The organism is Pseudomonas sp. PS02290 (assembly GCF_029960075.1).
Classification (GTDB): domain Bacteria; phylum Pseudomonadota; class Gammaproteobacteria; order Pseudomonadales; family Pseudomonadaceae; genus Aquipseudomonas.
Genome location: NZ_JASCOY010000063.1, coordinates 15,456 through 31,557, shown reverse-complemented (window position 1 = coordinate 31,557; position 16,102 = coordinate 15,456). Strand labels below are relative to the sequence as shown.

Annotated in this window: 15 protein-coding genes and 2 pseudogenes; 9 read left to right on the top strand and 8 right to left on the bottom strand. The window is 61.0% G+C overall.

From position 1 onward, the window contains the following. Window positions 1–205 precede the first annotated feature (205 nt). From QMX88_RS21495 to QMX88_RS21480, 5 genes and pseudogenes are all read right to left on the bottom strand, one after another. Window positions 206–1,792 (bottom strand): ABC-F family ATPase, encoded by a 1,587-nt coding sequence (locus tag QMX88_RS21495; RefSeq protein ID WP_133774936.1) that lies wholly within the window; start codon window positions 1,790–1,792, stop codon window positions 206–208. A gap of 333 nt (window positions 1,793–2,125) precedes the next feature. After that, window positions 2,126–2,656: a GAF domain-containing protein gene (locus tag QMX88_RS21490; RefSeq protein ID WP_282372241.1), complete on the bottom strand. Its 531-nt coding sequence runs from the start codon at window positions 2,654–2,656 to the stop codon at window positions 2,126–2,128. A gap of 150 nt (window positions 2,657–2,806) precedes the next feature. Then, window positions 2,807–3,238: pseudogene (locus tag QMX88_RS29835) on the bottom strand (methyl-accepting chemotaxis protein); the annotation flags it as partial. 102 nt (window positions 3,239–3,340) lie between these two features. Then, window positions 3,341–4,027: pseudogene (locus tag QMX88_RS29830) on the bottom strand (PAS domain-containing protein); the annotation flags it as partial. 320 nt (window positions 4,028–4,347) lie between these two features. Continuing rightward, entirely contained in the window at window positions 4,348–4,716 is a 369-nt protein-coding gene (locus QMX88_RS21480) for an NUDIX hydrolase (protein ID WP_192173979.1), read from the bottom strand. Window positions 4,717–5,299: 583 nt separating this feature from the next. Here QMX88_RS21480 and QMX88_RS21475 point away from each other — a divergent pair. From QMX88_RS21475 to QMX88_RS21440, 8 genes are all read left to right on the top strand, one after another. Next, window positions 5,300–6,148 carry a transporter substrate-binding domain-containing protein gene (locus QMX88_RS21475; protein ID WP_192173978.1) on the top strand — a complete coding sequence of 283 codons (849 nt, stop codon included), beginning with the start codon at window positions 5,300–5,302 and terminating at the stop codon, window positions 6,146–6,148. A 75-nt stretch (window positions 6,149–6,223) separates the two neighbouring features. After that, complete coding sequence (locus QMX88_RS21470) at window positions 6,224–6,886, top strand: amino acid ABC transporter permease (RefSeq protein ID WP_282372237.1); 663 nt, start codon at window positions 6,224–6,226, stop codon at window positions 6,884–6,886. 12 nt (window positions 6,887–6,898) lie between these two features. After that, the gene (locus QMX88_RS21465) at window positions 6,899–7,561 is read left to right on the top strand and encodes an amino acid ABC transporter permease (protein ID WP_282372235.1); all 663 of its coding nucleotides are present in this window, start codon (window positions 6,899–6,901) and stop codon (window positions 7,559–7,561) included. Beyond that, window positions 7,558–8,349, top strand: a complete 792-nt coding sequence (locus QMX88_RS21460) for an amino acid ABC transporter ATP-binding protein (protein WP_192173975.1) — start codon at window positions 7,558–7,560, stop codon at window positions 8,347–8,349. The genes QMX88_RS21465 and QMX88_RS21460 overlap by 4 nt, the downstream gene beginning before the upstream one ends. Before the next feature lie 24 nt (window positions 8,350–8,373). Next, the gene (locus QMX88_RS21455; RefSeq protein ID WP_074883073.1) at window positions 8,374–8,760 is read left to right on the top strand and encodes a RidA family protein; all 387 of its coding nucleotides are present in this window, start codon (window positions 8,374–8,376) and stop codon (window positions 8,758–8,760) included. 151 nt (window positions 8,761–8,911) lie between these two features. Continuing rightward, the gene (locus QMX88_RS21450; RefSeq protein ID WP_282372231.1) at window positions 8,912–9,673 is read left to right on the top strand and encodes an IclR family transcriptional regulator; all 762 of its coding nucleotides are present in this window, start codon (window positions 8,912–8,914) and stop codon (window positions 9,671–9,673) included. A 45-nt stretch (window positions 9,674–9,718) separates the two neighbouring features. Continuing rightward, window positions 9,719–10,924 (top strand): amino acid deaminase, encoded by a 1,206-nt coding sequence (locus QMX88_RS21445; protein WP_282372229.1) that lies wholly within the window; start codon window positions 9,719–9,721, stop codon window positions 10,922–10,924. 12 nt (window positions 10,925–10,936) lie between these two features. After that, window positions 10,937–11,878, top strand: coding sequence for a sugar kinase (locus QMX88_RS21440; protein WP_282372227.1), 942 nt, complete (start codon window positions 10,937–10,939; stop codon window positions 11,876–11,878). A gap of 89 nt (window positions 11,879–11,967) precedes the next feature. Here QMX88_RS21440 and QMX88_RS21435 read toward each other — a convergent pair whose 3' ends face one another. Next, window positions 11,968–12,243, bottom strand: coding sequence for a peptidylprolyl isomerase (locus QMX88_RS21435; protein WP_037009819.1), 276 nt, complete (start codon window positions 12,241–12,243; stop codon window positions 11,968–11,970). Window positions 12,244–12,454: 211 nt separating this feature from the next. Here QMX88_RS21435 and QMX88_RS21430 point away from each other — a divergent pair, with 211 nt between their 5' ends. Then, window positions 12,455–13,621 (top strand): PilT/PilU family type 4a pilus ATPase, encoded by a 1,167-nt coding sequence (locus QMX88_RS21430; RefSeq protein ID WP_282372225.1) that lies wholly within the window; start codon window positions 12,455–12,457, stop codon window positions 13,619–13,621. Window positions 13,622–13,877: 256 nt separating this feature from the next. Here the strand turns inward: QMX88_RS21430 and QMX88_RS21425 are convergent, their stop codons facing one another. After that, on the bottom strand, window positions 13,878–14,648 hold the full coding sequence (locus QMX88_RS21425; protein WP_282372223.1) for a 3-hydroxybutyrate dehydrogenase: 771 nt from the start codon (window positions 14,646–14,648) through the stop codon (window positions 13,878–13,880). 10 nt (window positions 14,649–14,658) lie between these two features. Beyond that, the gene (locus tag QMX88_RS21420; protein ID WP_192173969.1) at window positions 14,659–16,050 is read right to left on the bottom strand and encodes a GntP family permease; all 1,392 of its coding nucleotides are present in this window, start codon (window positions 16,048–16,050) and stop codon (window positions 14,659–14,661) included. Between the last annotated feature and the right edge of the window lie 52 nt (window positions 16,051–16,102).

Here is a 16,102-nt window from a genome sequence, read left to right as displayed (position 1 = left end):
GGCTAAAGCCGGTCCTGCGAGTGTTTGCATTTGCCTTCGTAGGACCGGCTTTAGCCGGGAAAGCGTCGGATGTCACACCGCAGGATCGGGGGCGCCTGGCCTGGCGTCTTCCCGGCTGAAGCCGGTCCCACTGTCACAAAAAAGCCCCGTCACGATGGACGGGGCTTCTTGTTTTCAGCATGGCTCTGTCAGTGCATGACCCTGATCAGAACGCGACGCCCTGGCTGCGCAGGTAATCGTCGTAGGTGCCGCTGAAGTCGGTCACGCCACTTGGGCTCAACTCGATGATGCGGGTGGCCAAGGACGAGACGAACTCGCGGTCGTGGCTGACGAAGATCAGCGTGCCTGGGTAGTTCTCCAGCGCCAGGTTCAGCGCCTCGATCGACTCCATGTCCAGGTGGTTGGTCGGTTCGTCCATGATCAGCACGTTCGGCTTCTGCAGGATCAGCTTGCCGAACAGCATACGGCCTTGCTCACCACCGGAAATCACCTTGACCGACTTGAGGATCTCGTCGTTGGAGAACAGCATCCGGCCCAGGGTGCCACGAATGACTTGCTCACCTTGAGTCCATTGCCCCATCCAGTCGAACAGGGTGACATCGTCTTCGAAGTCGTGGGCGTGGTCCTGGGCGTAGTAACCCAGCTCCGCCGCATCGGTCCACTTGATCGTGCCGGCATCCGGGGTCAGCTCATTGACCAGGGTGCGCAGCAGAGTGGTTTTACCGATACCGTTCGGGCCGATGATCGCAACGCGCTCGCCGGCTTCAACCTGGAAGCTGAAGTTCTTGAACAGCGGCTTGCCGTCGAAGCCTTTGGCCATTTGGTCAATGATGACCGCCTGACGGTGCAGCTTCTTGTTCTGATCGAAGCGGATGAACGGGCTGACGCGGCTCGACGGTTTGACCTCGGCCAGCTGGATCTTGTCGATCGCCTTGGCGCGGGACGTGGCCTGCTTGGCTTTCGAGGCGTTGGCCGAGAAGCGGCTGACGAACGACTGCAATTCGGAGATCTGGGCTTTCTTCTTGGCGTTGTCCGACAGCAACTGCTCGCGGGACTGGGTCGCCACGGTCATGTACTCGTCGTAGTTGCCCGGGAACAGGCGCAGCTCGCCGTAATCCAGGTCAGCCATGTGGGTGCACACGCTGTTGAGGAAGTGACGGTCGTGAGAAATGATGATCATCAGGCTGGAACGCTGGGTCAGGATGTTTTCCAGCCAGCGAATGGTGTTGATGTCCAGGTGGTTGGTCGGTTCGTCGAGCAACAGCACTTCAGGATCGGAGAACAGCGCCTGAGCCAGCAACACGCGCAGCTTCCAGCCCGGCGACACTTCGCTCATCGGCCCGTTGTGCTGCTCGATGCCAATGCCCAGACCGAGCAACAGCTCACCGGCACGGGATTCGGCGGTGTAGCCGTCCATTTCAGCGAATTCGGTTTCCAGCTCGGCGACGGCCATGCCGTCTTCTTCGGTCATTTCCGGCAGCGAGTAGATGCGATCGCGCTCGGCCTTGACCTTCCACAGCTCTTCGTGACCCATGATCACGGTGTCGATGACGGTGAAGTCTTCGTAGGCGAACTGGTCCTGGCGCAATTTACCCAGACGCACGTTCGGCTCAAGCATCACCTGGCCGCCAGACGGCTCCAGATCGCCGCCGAGGATCTTCATGAAGGTGGACTTGCCACAGCCATTGGCGCCGATGAGGCCATAGCGATTGCCACCGCCGAATTTGACCGAAACGTTCTCGAACAGCGGCTTGGCGCCAAACTGCATGGTGATGTTAGCTGTGGAAATCAATTGCTTATCCTGGATTGTTTACAAGGGGGCTGATTGGCGATGGCCTTCCACGCCTGGTGGCGATTGCTCGTGATCCAACCAGCAGCCTGCACGTCACCGGTGACGGGGACATGACCTGATGAAGATGGGTGAACGGGAGCAGCGTCCGATACGGGTTCAGCGGGGGACCGACGTGCATCGGCCACACTTGCTGCACGGCAGCAGACGCACAGGTTTGGGCAGTGCGCTGGGACCCCGCGATAGGCTCAGGCGGCGCATGCCAATTCAAGGCGCGGCAGTGTAACACCGTCTTGGTTATCCACCTACCGCCGCTCGCCGGTGAGGATTAGTTGATCAAGCGTGCTCGACCTGCGTCCTGACTTTGTTCACCGTGGAGTAATGGGAAAACACGATGCAGCCGATCAGTCGGGAGAACAGCCCAAGGGTTTCGACGAGGTCGGGGTTCTCGAAGGTGCTGGCCTTGGAGTCGAGCAGGCACAGCGCGCCGAAGAGTTGGCCGTCGGGCAGGGAGATCGGGACGCCGATGTAGCTTTCGATGGCGTAACGCTTGACCACCGGGCGACCCGCATAGCGCTCGCTTTTGCTGATGCTGGGGATGATCAGCGCCTTCGGGTTTTCGATCAGCTCGTTACACAGTGTTGATTCCAGCTCCAGGACTTCGCCTTCCTGGATACCGATGTGAATCTCGTCATAGACCGCGCAGGCGACCCACTCGGCGTCGGTGAACTTGGCGATGCCCGCAAAACGCATGCCGGTCAGCCGGGTCACGAGTCTGAGGATGTTCGTCGTGGCCTCAACCTCGGCGATCGCCGAACGCTCGGCAATGGTCAGCAAATCCGGGCAGAGCAGGGAATCCAAAGCCATTGTCGGCTCCATATCGATGTGTAGTGGCGTACCGGCCGGGGCATGTACGTCGCGCAGATTAGCATCTTGTGCTGCACCCGTATCCTCCCCCTCGGCTCTCTGCGACCATTTGCCATGGGGCCGATCGTCGAAAAGAAGCAGCCGACGCCGTCAGAGCTGGTGGGTAAATCGCTGCACCGCCCCCACGACCTGACGCGCGCCCTCCTGAATTTCCACGATCACGCTGCCCGCCTGGTTGGCCAGCGACAGGCCCTGCTCGGCCTGAACCCGCGTGCTGCCCATGTCCTTGACCACGTCATCCACCAGTTTCTGGTTCTGTTGCACCACCGCGACAATTTCCTCGGTGGCCGTGCTGGTGCGCCCGGCCAACTGACGCACTTCATCCGCCACGACGGCAAAGCCACGCCCTTGTTCACCGGCGCGGGCCGCTTCGATGGCGGCATTAAGGGCCAGCAAGTTGGTCTGCTGGGCGATGCCACCGATGGTTTGCACGATGGTGCTGATCAGCAGCGATTGCTTGCCCAGCGCTTCCATGCCATGGGAGGCGGAAAGCATCTGGTCGGCAATGCCGTTCATGGTTTCCACAGTGTTGTTGATCACCGCTGCTCCACGCTGGGCCGAGACATCGGTGCGCTGGGAGATTTCGAAGGCAGTGCCCGCCGCGACGCTGATTTCCGCTTCGCGATGTACCTGATCGGTAATGACAGTGGCGAACTTCACCACTTTGTAGAGCTTGCCCTGGGTGTCGTGGACCGGGTTGTACGTCGCTTCCAGCCAGACTTCATCACCACGGCTGTTCAAGCGTTTGAACCGGTCTGCCACGAACTCACCGTCGTTCAGGCGTTTCCAGAACGCTTTGTAGTCTTCGGTGGCGGCGAATTTCGGGTCACAGAACAGGCTGTGGTGCTTGCCGAGAATCTGATCCTGGCTGTAGCCCATTTCCTGGAGGAAGGACTGGTTAGCCTTCAGCACGTGGCCGCCGAGGTCGAATTCGATGACCGCTGTCGACCGCAGCAGGGCGTTGATGAACGACTCGTTTTCCCGGGCCTTGTTGACTTCGGCGGTGACGTTGGTGGCCAGACATTTGAAGGCGACGAGGCGACCTTGCTCATCTTTCAACGGCGACCAGGTGGCGTGAAGCCAGATCAGCGAACCGCCTTTGCTGACGAAGCGGTAGTCGTCGGTCACTGCCGTGCCGCTGGTGGCTGCGGCCTTGAAGTTGCGAAAGCATGGCATGGTCGCCACGTAGGAAGGGATAAATGCCGCCATGGGGTTGCCGACCAGTTCATCGTGGGAGTAACCGATTGCTGCGCAGAACTTGCTGTTGGCGTCCGTGATGCGCAGGTCGGAATCCACCGTCAGCGACAGCATCTCCTGCATGAGGGCGTCATGAAAATTTTTGAGCGTGACCAGCTCCGAGCTTAGTGTGGCCACCTGCTTTTTGACTTTGGAATTAAACATCTGCCGCTCCTTGGATATCCTCTGCTTGATGTCGGCGTTCGTATGCCGAAATTAAGCCCGGTCGTCAGAATGTGTATAGATCATGCGTGGATGAAAGGAGGGCGCTGACAAGGAATTCCGGACAAGAAAAAGCCCGCGATGGGGGGTGCGGGCTTAAAGTCAGTCTTGGAGGAGCAATTGAAGACTACCGCCCTCAATGTGAAAAACCTGTGAACAGCTCTCAACAACAGTTAATAAATAGCGTTGGTCAGAAAAGCCTTCACGATGGACTTCGCAGAAGGCCTGACTTTCTGGCTGCCCAGCTCTTCAGTGGTAAACCACTTGCAGTCGGCAATTTCATTATGGGGGGCAGGGGTGGCGATCATCGTCACCGACACTTCGAACACGTGGTGCAACACAGTGCCGCCTTCAAACCGGGTGATGTACGCCAGGTCTTCCAGGATCAGTCCGGTCTCTTCACGTAGTTCTCGCGCAGCCGCCTGCGCGGGCGATTCATCGGCTTCGACCTTGCCGCCCGGCAGGTTCCAGCGAGCTTTGGATTTGCGCACGTAGAGGATCTGATTGTCCCTGCGGCAAATGACTGTGGCTCGTTCTTTCATTGGCGTTCCTCCACCGTACAACCCGTAAAAGCGCCTGCCGTCCGTGCATGTTCACGCGGTTGTCATAAAAGCTTCATAAAGACGTTTGAAGCAGTAACGGTGCCAATGTTCCCTTGACCTCCACATAAATCGGCCGGTCACAGCAAAACCATAGCTGGAATGGGGGGAGTTTTTCGTCAACCCGCCCGGCGGCGTGTTGTAGCGGCTTGGGCTGGACCCAGCACAGCCCAAAGTGCCACTACTGAAGTGGCGCGATGCTTAGGGGTCACACCAAGGCGATCGTGCCCTTGGCGCGATGAACGGTCGGCGGAGGTAAGAGGTGATGCGCGTTTCTGGCGCGGGGCGCACACCGATGGGGCCCAATGCTCACTGCGTGGGGTGATCCGTAGCGCTGAATTCTCTCGGCCAGCGCCAGGTTTCGACCTGCACGCACCTGCCTCTGCACCCATGTGATTGAAAATACCGGTGATTCTTGCGCCTTCTTATAGCGCCCAGGTCTGTGGCACACTTTCTGCTGTCTATTCCGTTGTGGCAAACAGTGTTCCGCTATAGCGGAATAAATACAACCGGCGGAGTTTCTCTCATGTGGCGCGGATCCCTTTCTTTGAAAGCTTGTGCACTGGCCCTGATAACAGCAGCGACGTTTGCGACGACGGCGTACGCCGCTGACAGCAAGCTCGACAGCGTTCTGCAACGTGGCCATCTGATCGTGGGTACGGGGAGCACCAATGCCCCTTGGCACTTCCAGGGTGCAGACGGCAAGTTGCAGGGTTTTGATATCGACATCGCGCGGATCGTCGCCAAGGGCCTGTTCAATGACCCGAGCAAAGTCGAGTTCGTCGTGCAGTCTTCCGACGCGCGCATCCCGAACCTGCTGACCGACAAAGTCGACATGAGCTGCCAGTTCATCACGGTCACCGCCAGCCGCGCCCAGCAGGTGGCCTTCACCCTGCCTTACTACCGCGAAGGCGTCGCACTGCTGCTGCCGACCAACAGCAAGTACAAGGAAATCGATGACCTGAAAGGCGCCGGCGATGGCGTCACCGTTGCCGTGCTGCAAAACGTCTACGCCGAAGAGCTGGTGCATCAGGCGCTGCCCAAGGCGAAGGTCGACCAGTACGACAGCGTCGACCTGATGTACCAGGCCATCAACTCCGGTCGTGCCGATGCGGCGGCCACCGATCAGTCGTCGGTGAAATACCTGATGGTGCAGAACCCCGGTCGCTATCGCTCGCCCGCGTTCGCCTGGAGCCCGCAGACCTACGCCTGCGCCGTGAAGCGTGGTGATCAGGACTGGCTGAACTTCGTCAACACCGCCCTGCATGAAGCCATGACCGGGGTCGAGTTCCCGATGTATGCCGAGTCGTTCAAGAAGTGGTTCGGCGTGGACCTGCCGACCCCTGCGATCGGCTTCCCGATGGAATACAAATAACCCGCGCCGCTTGCGTCGCCCATTGAAGCGGGCGAGGACGGCCGTGGTGCCGTCCCGCCCCAGGTACTGCTGACCATGAATTATCAGCTGAATTTTGCAGCGGTCTGGCGGGATTTCCCCAGTCTGCTGGCGGGGCTGGGGCTAGGTCTGGAACTGGCCCTGATCTCCATCGCCATCGGGTGCGTGATCGGCATGATGGCCGCGTTTGCAATGCTGTCCCGCTATCGGGCCCTGCGCATCGTGGCGTCGGTTTACGTCACCGTGGTGCGCAACACGCCGATTCTGGTGCTGATCCTGTTGATCTACTTCGCCTTGCCCGGGCTCGGTATTCGTCTGGACAAGATCCCGTCGTTCATCATCACCCTGTCGCTGTATGCCGGGGCGTACCTGACCGAGGTGTTCCGTGCAGGGCTGCTGAGCATTCACAAGGGCCAGCGTGAAGCGGGGCTGGCGATCGGCCTCGGCGAATGGCAGGTGCGTGCGTACATCGTGGTACCGGTGATGCTGCGCAATGTGCTGCCGGCACTGTCGAACAACTTCATTTCGCTGTTCAAGGACACGTCCCTGGCCGCCGCCATCGCGGTGCCGGAACTGACCTATTACGCGCGCAAGATCAACGTCGAGAGCTACCGGGTGATTGAAACCTGGCTGGTGACCACGGCGCTGTACGTCGCGGCCTGTTACCTCATTGCCATGCTGCTGCGTTACCTCGAGCAGCGTCTGGCGATTCGCCGCTAGGAGGCCCGGACCATGTACGAACAACCCAGTTGGTTGCATGAATTGTGGATTGCCCGCGAGGCGTTGTGGGCAGGGTTTCTCACCAGCGTGCAGTGCGCGGGACTGGCGATCGTGTTCGGGACGGTGATCGGCGTGTTCGCCGGGCTGATCCTGACCTACGGGAAATGGTGGGCGCGCCTGCCGTTTCGCGCCTACGTCGATCTGATTCGCGGCACGCCCGTGTTTGTCCTGGTGCTGGCCTGCTTTTACATGGCGCCAGCGCTGGGCTGGCAGATCGGCGCGTTCCAGGCCGGTGCGCTGGGGCTGACGCTGTTTTGCGGCTCCCATGTGGCCGAGATCGTGCGCGGTGCCTTGCAGGCCATCCCGCGCGGGCAACTGGAAGCCGGCAAGGCCATCGGCCTGACGTTCGGTCAGTCCCTCAGTTATGTGCTGTTGCCTCAAGCGCTGCGGCAGATATTGCCGACCTGGGTCAATTCATCGACGGAGATCGTCAAGGCCTCGACCCTGCTCTCGGTGATCGGCGTGGCCGAGCTGCTTCTCAGCACCCAGCAGGTCATCGCGCGCAACTTCATGACCCTCGAGTTTTACCTGTTCGCCGGCTTTCTCTTCTTCGTCATCAACTACGCCATCGAGCTTCTTGGGCGGCAAATCGAAAAACGGGTGGCCTTGCCATGACACAGACTCAAACCGCACCTGCCGCTCCGGCTCTATTGAGCATCGAAGGGCTGCACAAATCCTATGGCCCGGTTGAAGTGCTCAAGGGCGTCGACCTGAAGATGAACAAAGGCAACGTGGTGACGCTGATCGGCTCCAGTGGCTCGGGCAAAACCACGCTGCTGCGATGCGTCAATCTGCTGGAAGAGTTTCAGGGCGGGCACATTCGTCTCGAAGGTCAGGACATCGGCTACAGCGACGTCAGTGGCAAGCGCGTGCGTCATCCGGAAAAACTCATCGCGCAGCACCGGGCGATGACCGGCATGGCGTTTCAGCAGTTCAACCTGTTCCCGCACTTGACCGCGCTGCAGAACGTCACCCTCGGTTTGCTCAAGGTGAAGAAGCTGCCCAAGGACCAGGCCGTTGCGCTGGCCGAGAAGTGGCTGGAGCGTGTCGGCCTGCTGGAGCGGCGCAATCACTTTCCCGGCCAGTTGTCCGGCGGTCAACAGCAGCGCGTGGCGATTGCCCGCGCCATTGCCATGAACCCGAGCCTGATGCTGTTCGACGAGGTTACGTCGGCGCTGGACCCGGAGCTGGTGGGCGAAGTGCTCAGCGTGATCAAGGGCCTGGCGGAAGAGGGCATGACCATGCTGCTGGTGACCCACGAGATGCGCTTCGCTTACGAGGTGTCCGATCAGATCGTGTTCATGAACCAGGGCCGTATCGAAGAGCAGGGCCCGCCCAAGGCATTATTCGAACAACCCAAGTCAGCGCGTCTGGCTGAATTCCTCAAGAACATTCGTTTTTAAGACGCTCAATCAAAGGAGATTTTCATGAGCATTACTCGTTACGGTGCCGGCAGTACCGCAGGTGGCGGCCAGCCACGTCCATTCGCCCGCGCCGTCGAAGCCGATGGCTGGCTGCATGTGTCGGGGCAGGTGCCGGCCGAAAACGGTGAGATCATCAACGGCGGGATCGTCGAGCAGACCCATAAAACCATGCAGAACCTGGTGGCCATCCTGACCGAGGCCGGTTACGGCCTGGAAGACGTGGTGCGCGTTGGCGTGTGGCTGGAAGACCCCCGTGATTTCTGGAGCTTTAACAAGGTTTTCGGCGAGTATTTTTCCCCGGAACATGCCCCGGCCCGCGCCTGCGTGCAGGCCAACATGATGGTCGACTGCAAGGTCGAGATCGATTGCATTGCCTACAAGAAAAAGTAAGGAGCAGCGGCAAGCTTTAAGCTGCAAGCTGCAAGTCGGTAGAGCGCTGATGCAACACGTGCCGCTTGAAGCTTGCAGCCCAATTGCCTACCCCATTTTTAAAGGCTGAAGGCGTTTTTGCATCCGCGCCCTTTAGCCTGGAGCTGCTCTTATGACCGAAGACATCAAACGCCGGGCCCGTGGTTTAGACCGAGCGTTCGATATTCTCGATTTTCTCAAGGAAACCGGCACGCCGATGCGGCCCAACGAGATCGCCAGCGGCATCGGCAGCCCGAAATCGACGGTGTATGAGCTGGTCAGTTCGCTGCTGGAGCGGCGCGTCCTCGAGACCGTCGGCAAGGACGGCCACGTGTACCTGGGTCGGCAGCTGTATTTCCTTGGGCAGGCGCATTTGCGTCACTTCGACTTCACCCGCGAGGCCGAAGTCAGCCTGGGTGAAATCGTCGAGCAAACCCGGGAAACCGCACAGATGTGCCTGCTCAACGGCCGCAAATACACCGTCGCGCTAATGAAAGAAGGCGCGCGGCATTTCCGGATATCGTCCGATATCGGCGAGGACGCGCCGATTCCGTGGACGGCTTCGGGACGCCTGCTGCTCGGGCACCTCACCGATCAGGCGATCATCGACCTGATCGACGACGAGGACTTCATCCTTCCGGACGGTCAGCGCCTGCCGATCGAGACGTTTCTCGCCGAGATCCGCAAGGCCCACGACGACGGCTTCTTTTCCTTCGACAGCATCGCCGACACCTTCACCCATTGCTTCGCCGCGCCGGTGCGGGACAAGCAGGGTATCTGCATCGCGACCCTGTGCATTGTCGCCCCGCGCGCCGACGCCACCGCCCATTACGACCATTATCGGCGCGTGCTGATCGACAGCGCCAACGGCCTGGCCCGGCGCGTCATCGAATAGCGTCGGCCTTACGTACACTCGAACAAAAAGTTCAGGAGAACAGAGATGAGCATTGCCGCGATTGAAAAAGGCGCCACGCAACCCGGCGACCACCTGGTGCGCGACGTCAGCCTGCCAGCGCTGGTGATCCACGACACGGCGCTGGAGCACAACCTGCGCTGGATGCAGAAGTTCGTGAGTGACAGCGGCGCCGAGCTCGCGCCCCACGGCAAGACCAGCATGGTCCCGGCGCTGTTTCTGCGGCAGTTGCAGCACGGCGCGTGGGGCATGACCCTCGCCACGGCGGTGCAGACCCGCGCGGCCTACGCTCATGGCGTGCGTCGCGTGCTGATGGCCAACCAGCTGGTCGGCGCGCCGAACATGGCGATCATCGCCGAGATGCTCACTGACTCCATGTTCGACTTTCACTGCATGGTCGATCATCCGGACAACGTCAAGGCGCTGGGCGAGTTCTTCGCCGCCAAGGGCCTGAACTTGAATGTGATGATCGAGTACGGCGTGGTCGGTGGACGTTGCGGTTGCCGCAGCGAAGCCGAGGTCATGGCCCTGGCCGACGCCATCGCCGCGCAACCGGCGCTGAAGCTGACCGGCATCGAAGGCTACGAAGGCGTGATTCATGGCGACCAGGCCGTGAGCGGCATTCGCGCGTTCGCCACGTCGCTGGTGCGGCTGGCCGTGACGCTGCAGGACAAGGGCGCGTTTGCGCTGGATCGCCCGATCGTCACGGCGTCGGGGTCGGCCTGGTACGACTTGATCGCCGAAGAATTCGACAAACAGCAGGTGCGCGAGCGCTTCCTGAGTGTTTTGCGGCCCGGCAGTTACGTGGTCCACGACCACGGCATCTACAAAGACGCGCAGTGCTGCGTGCTCGATCGACGTCACGACCTGAGCGAGGGCTTGCAGCCAGCGATGGAAGTCTGGGCCCATGTGCAATCGATGCCGGAGCCGGGTTTTGCGGTGATCGCCATGGGCAAACGCGACGTGGCGTTCGATGCCGGCATGCCCAACCCGATCAAACGCTATGCGCCGGGGGCGGTGCCGGCGATTGGCGAGGACGTCAGCGCCTGCAAAGTCACTGCTGTGATGGACCAGCACGCGTTCATGACCGTCGCGCCCGATTGCGAATTGAAAGTGGGCGATATCATTTCGTTCGGCACCTCTCACCCGTGCCTGACCTTTGACAAATGGCGCACGGGTTGCCTGGTGGGTGATGATCTGTGCGTCATCGAATCCTTCGATACCTGCTTCTGACAGGAGTCTGCGATGAGTGAAATGGTCAGTCACAGCTATCCGCGCGTCGCGCTGATCGGCGAATGCATGATCGAGTTGCAACAGCACGCCAACGGCACGCTCAAGCAGAGCTTCGGCGGAGACACGCTGAACACCGCGGTGTACCTGTCGCGCCTGCTGGGTTCGGCGGCGCAGGTGGATTACGTCACGGCGCTGGGCGACGACAGTTTCAGCGACGCCATGTGCCAGGTCTGGACAGATGAGGGCATTGGTCTGAGTCGGGTGCAGCGTCTGCCGGGGAGGCTGCCGGGGCTGTATTGCATTCAGACCGACGCCAACGGGGAGCGACGTTTTCTCTACTGGCGCAACGAGGCGGCGGTGCGCGAATGCTTCACCACGCCAGCGGCCGAGCCGGTGCTGGCCGCGCTGCCGGATTACGACGTGCTGTATTTCAGCGGCATCACCCTGGCGGTGCTGGGTGAAACGGGCAGGGCGCGGCTGCTCTCGACCCTTGGCGATGCCCGGGACCGAGGGGCGAGGGTGGTGTTCGACAACAATTACCGGCCGCGCTTGTGGCGCAGCGTAGAACAGGCGCGTCAGGCGTATCGCGCGGTCATGCACGAAGTCGATCTAGCGCTGCTGACCGAGGAGGATGAGCAGGCGCTGTTCGACTACAGCGACGGCGAGGAGATTCTGCAGACCTATCGGGCCATGGGTGTCAGCGAGGTGGTGGTGAAACGCGGGGCCCAGAGCTGTCTCGTCAGTGTCGACGACCGGCGTTATGAAGTGCCGGCGCACTCCGTGCAGAAGGTCATCGACACCACGGCGGCGGGGGATTCGTTCAGCGCTGCCTATCTGGCGCGGCGTTTGCGGGGTGGCGGCCCAAAAGATGCGGCCAACGCCGGGCATCAGTTGGCGGGCCTGGTGATTCAGCACCCGGGGGCATTGATACCGCGCAGCGTGATGCCGGTCTGAGGCAGGCCGCTGGGTTCGCGCACTCTGTGGGACCGGCTTCAGCCGGGAAGGGGCCAGTCTGATCACCACAAAATTGCAGAGACAGCCCCTCAATCCCGATAAAACACCTGCACCAGGTGATACCCGAATTTGCTCTTGACCGGACCATGCACGGTCCGCAACGGCTTTTTGAAAATCACCTGGTCAATCGCGCCGACCATCTGGCCCGGCCGCACCTCACCCAGATCGCCGCCGCGCTTGCCGCTCGGGCACGTCGAATACTTCTTCGCCAGCACGTCGAACGCCTCGCCCTTGGCAATGCGCTGCTTCAGTTGCTCGGCTTCTTCAGCGGTCTTGACCAGAATGTGGCGGGCTTGGGCTTTCATGATGGTCCGGACGTCTCGATAAAAAAGCCGCGCATTATGCCTTTGCTGCGCGATTTCGGGTAATTTCCCACACCTTGACCGGACGAACGTGTAAATCGGACCTGAGACACGCCCGACCCGGCCAGTCAAACAGCCCGAACGTTGAAACCGGCCGAAGGTCGACACACTGTAGGCCTGCAGTCTCCTCAAACCTCTTGTGCGGTGTTGCCTTATGGATTTTCCGGCGTTGTTGAAGGTGCTTGCCACCCAGGATGGATCGGACCTTTACCTGTCCACCGGCGCGCCCCCTTGCGCCAAGTTCAACGGCGTGCTCAAGCCGCTGGGCACGGAAGCGTTCAAACCCGGCGACGTCGGCCTGATCGCCAACGGCATCATGGACGCCGAGCAGCGCGTGGATTTCGAACGGGATCTGGAAATGAACCTGGCGTTTTCCCTGTCCGGCGTCGGGCGTTTCCGGATCAACATCTTCAAGCAGCGCAATGAAGTGTCGATCGTGGCGCGCAACATCAAGCTCGACATCCCCAAATTCGAAGACCTGCACCTGCCGCCGATCCTGCTCGATGTGATCATGGAAAAGCACGGCCTGGTGCTCTTTGTCGGCGCCACCGGTTCGGGTAAATCGACCTCCCTGGCGGCACTGATCGATCACCGCAACCGCCACGCCAGCGGCCACATCATCACCATCGAAGACCCGGTGGAGTTCATTCACAAACACAAGCGCTCGATCATCAACCAGCGCGAAGTGGGCGTCGACACGCGCAGCTTCCACGCGGCGCTGAAGAACACCCTGCGTCAGGCGCCGGACGTGATCCTGATCGGCGAAATCCGCGACCGCGAGACCATGGAGCACGCGCTGGCATTTGCCGACACCGGCCACCTGGCGATCTCGACGCTGCACGCCAACAACGCCAACCAGGCGCTGGACCGCATTATCAATTTCTTCCCCGAAGAGCGCCGCCCGCAGTTACTCCATGACCTGGGCAACAACCTCAAGGCGTTCGTCTCCCAGCGACTGGTCAAGACCACCGACGGTAAACGCCGTGCGGCAGTGGAGGTGATGCTGGGCACGCCGACCATTCGAGACCTGATCCACCGCAACGAGCTGACCGAGCTCAAGGGCATCATGGAGAAGTCCACCAACCTCGGCATGCAAACCTTCGACAACGCGCTGTATGACTTGGCGGTGGAGGGTGCGATCACGGAAGACGAGGCCGTGAAGAATGCGGATTCCGCCAACAACGTGCGCCTGCGGTTGAAGTTGCACAGCGAAGACGGGCCATCCACCATCGCCACCCCGCCCCGTGCGCCCCAGCCCGCTGCGCAGGTGAATGTGAAGGATTGGGGGCTGGTGGATGAGCGGGATGAGCCGGGGAATTAAGGGTTTTTCACCCACGATTTGGTAGCGCCCAACCTGGCGCTTTCCCGGCTAAAGCCGGTCCCACAAATGTCCGCGTACCCTAATAGGACCTGCTTCAGCCGAGAAGAATTGTGAGCAGAAGCAATTCTTGCGGCTGCACGCATGCCTTTAGTGGGACCGGCTTCAGCCGGGAATGGGCCGGTTTGAGCAACACACATTTCGAGGTGTAGCGACCGACGCTTTCCCGGCTAAAGCAGTCCTACTGGTCTTGCCCCGGCTATCGCGCCAGCCACCCGCCATCGATATTCCACGCCGCGCCACGCACCTGCGCGCCCGCTTCGCTGCACAGAAACAACGTCAACTCCCCCAGCTGCGAAGGGGTCACGAATTCCAGCGACGGCTGCTTCTCCGCCAGCAGGTCATGCTTCGCCTGTTCCAGGTCACCGGTCTGCGCAGCGCGATCATCGATCTGCTTCTGCACCAGTGGCGTCAGCACCCACCCGGGGCAGATGGCGTTGCAGGTGACATTGCTTGCAGCGGTTTCCAGCCCGACCACCTTGGTCAACCCGATGACGCCGTGCTTGGCTGCCACGTACGCCGCCTTGCCCGTCGAACCCACCAGGCCATGCACCGACGCAATGTTCACGATTCGCCCCCAGCCCTTGGCACGCATGCCCGGCAGGCACAGCCGCGTGCTGTGAAACACCGACGACAGGTTGATGGCAATGATCTTGTCCCAGCTCTCCACCGGGAAATCCTCCACCGCGTCGACGTGCTGAATCCCTGCGTTGTTGACCAGAATGTCGACGCCGCCAAACTCCCGCTCGGCGTAGGCAATCATGTCGGCGATCTGCGCGACATCGCTGACGTCCGCCGGGTGGTGGCCGACTTTCCCGCCGTACTGCTTGACCTGCTCGATCACCGCCGATGCATCGCCGAAGCCATTGAGCACCAGATTTGCGCCGGCCTTGGCCAGCGTCAGCGCGATGCCCAGCCCGATGCCGCTGGTGGAGCCGGTGACCAGTGCGGTTTTGCCTTGCAGACTCATGTTCAATTCCTCATACGATGCCGGTTGCATAGAAAACGCCGATCACCACGAACACCGCCAGGGTCTTGATGAGGGTGATGCCGAAGATGTCCTTGTACGCCTCGCGGTGGGTCAGGCCGGTGACCGCCAGCAGGGTGATGACCGCGCCGTTGTGCGGCAGCGTGTCCATCCCGCCGCTGGCCATGGCCGCGACGCGGTGCAACACCTCCAGCGGAATGTTCGCCGCGTGGGCCGCCGCGATAAAGCTATCGGACATCGCCGCCAGCGCAATGCTCATGCCCCCGGACGCCGAACCGGTGATCCCCGCCAGCAAGGTCACGGTAATCGCTTCGTTGACCAGCGGATTGGGAATGCTTTTGAGCCCGTCAGCCAGCACCAGGAATCCGGGCAACGACGCAATCACAGCGCCAAAACCGTATTCCGACGCCGTGTTCATGGCCGCCAGCAGTGCACCGCTGACCGCACCCTTGCTGCCTTCGGCCAGTTTCGATTTCACCGTCTTGAAGGCGAACAGCAGCACAAAGACAATCCCCACCAGCAACGCCGCTTCCACGGCCCAGATCGCGGTGATCTTGGCGATGTCGGTCTGCACCGGCGTCGCCATACCCGGGAGCGCGAGGGTGTGAGTCTTGCCGTACCACTGGGGAATCCACTGGGTGAACAGCAGGTTCATGATCCCCACCAGCAACAGCGGCGCCAGTGCGATCCACGGGTTGGGCAGGGCGATGTCGTCCGGGGTGTCCGGCTCGTTGCGCAACTCAGTGCCGTAGCCTTCGCCGGCACGCTGGGCCTTGTTGCGCTGGCGCTGCAGAAACAGCATGCCGACGCTGAACACGAACGCTGTGCCAATCAGGCCCAGCCACGGCGCCGCCCACGCCGTGGTGTTGAAGAAGGTCGAGGGGATGATGTTCTGGATCTGCGGGGTGCCGGGCAGGGCGTCCATGGTGAACGAAAACGCACCGAGGGCGATGGTCGCCGGAATCAGCCGTTTGGGAATGTTGCTCTGGCGGAACATCTCGGCGGCGAACGGGTAGACCGCAAACACCACCACAAACAGCGACACACCGCCATAGGTCAGCAACGCGCAGACCAGCACGATCACCAGCATCGCCTGGCGGGTGCCCAGCAGGCGAATGGCTGCCGCCACGATGGAGCGCGAGAAACCGGACAGCTCGATCAGCTTGCCGAACACTGCACCAAGCAAAAACACCGGGAAGTAGAGTTTGACGAAGCCCACCATCTTGTCCATGAACACGCCGGTGAAGGCGGGCGCCACGGCAGAGGGGTCGGTGAGCAGCACGGCACCGAGGGCCGCGATGGGGGCAAAGAGGATGACGCTGTAACCCCGGTAGGCAGCCAGCATCAGCAGCGTAAGGGCCGCTAAAGCGATGATCACACTCATCGAGTGTCTCCTGTTGTTTTTGTTTTGGGTGCGGCGAGGCCGCGCAACAGGA

Bases quoted from the DNA above. Each gene is read 5' to 3' on its own strand.
- QMX88_RS21435 (WP_037009819.1), bottom strand. From the start codon at position 12,243: ATGAAAGCCCAAGCCCGCCACATTCTGGTCAAGACCGCTGAAGAAGCC.
- QMX88_RS21425 (WP_282372223.1), bottom strand. From the start codon at position 14,648: ATGAGTCTGCAAGGCAAAACCGCACTGGTCACCGGCTCCACCAGCGGC.
- QMX88_RS21470 (WP_282372237.1), top strand. From the start codon at position 6,224: ATGAATTATCAGCTGAATTTTGCAGCGGTCTGGCGGGATTTCCCCAGT.
- QMX88_RS21420 (WP_192173969.1), bottom strand. From the start codon at position 16,050: ATGAGTGTGATCATCGCTTTAGCGGCCCTTACGCTGCTGATGCTGGCT.
- QMX88_RS21465 (WP_282372235.1), top strand. From the start codon at position 6,899: ATGTACGAACAACCCAGTTGGTTGCATGAATTGTGGATTGCCCGCGAG.
- QMX88_RS21460 (WP_192173975.1), top strand. From the start codon at position 7,558: ATGACACAGACTCAAACCGCACCTGCCGCTCCGGCTCTATTGAGCATC.
- QMX88_RS21475 (WP_192173978.1), top strand. From the start codon at position 5,300: ATGTGGCGCGGATCCCTTTCTTTGAAAGCTTGTGCACTGGCCCTGATA.
- QMX88_RS21430 (WP_282372225.1), top strand. From the start codon at position 12,455: ATGGATTTTCCGGCGTTGTTGAAGGTGCTTGCCACCCAGGATGGATCG.
- QMX88_RS21480 (WP_192173979.1), bottom strand. From the start codon at position 4,716: ATGAAAGAACGAGCCACAGTCATTTGCCGCAGGGACAATCAGATCCTC.
- QMX88_RS21490 (WP_282372241.1), bottom strand. From the start codon at position 2,656: ATGGCTTTGGATTCCCTGCTCTGCCCGGATTTGCTGACCATTGCCGAG.
- QMX88_RS21440 (WP_282372227.1), top strand. From the start codon at position 10,937: ATGAGTGAAATGGTCAGTCACAGCTATCCGCGCGTCGCGCTGATCGGC.
- QMX88_RS21455 (WP_074883073.1), top strand. From the start codon at position 8,374: ATGAGCATTACTCGTTACGGTGCCGGCAGTACCGCAGGTGGCGGCCAG.
- QMX88_RS21445 (WP_282372229.1), top strand. From the start codon at position 9,719: ATGAGCATTGCCGCGATTGAAAAAGGCGCCACGCAACCCGGCGACCAC.
- QMX88_RS21450 (WP_282372231.1), top strand. From the start codon at position 8,912: ATGACCGAAGACATCAAACGCCGGGCCCGTGGTTTAGACCGAGCGTTC.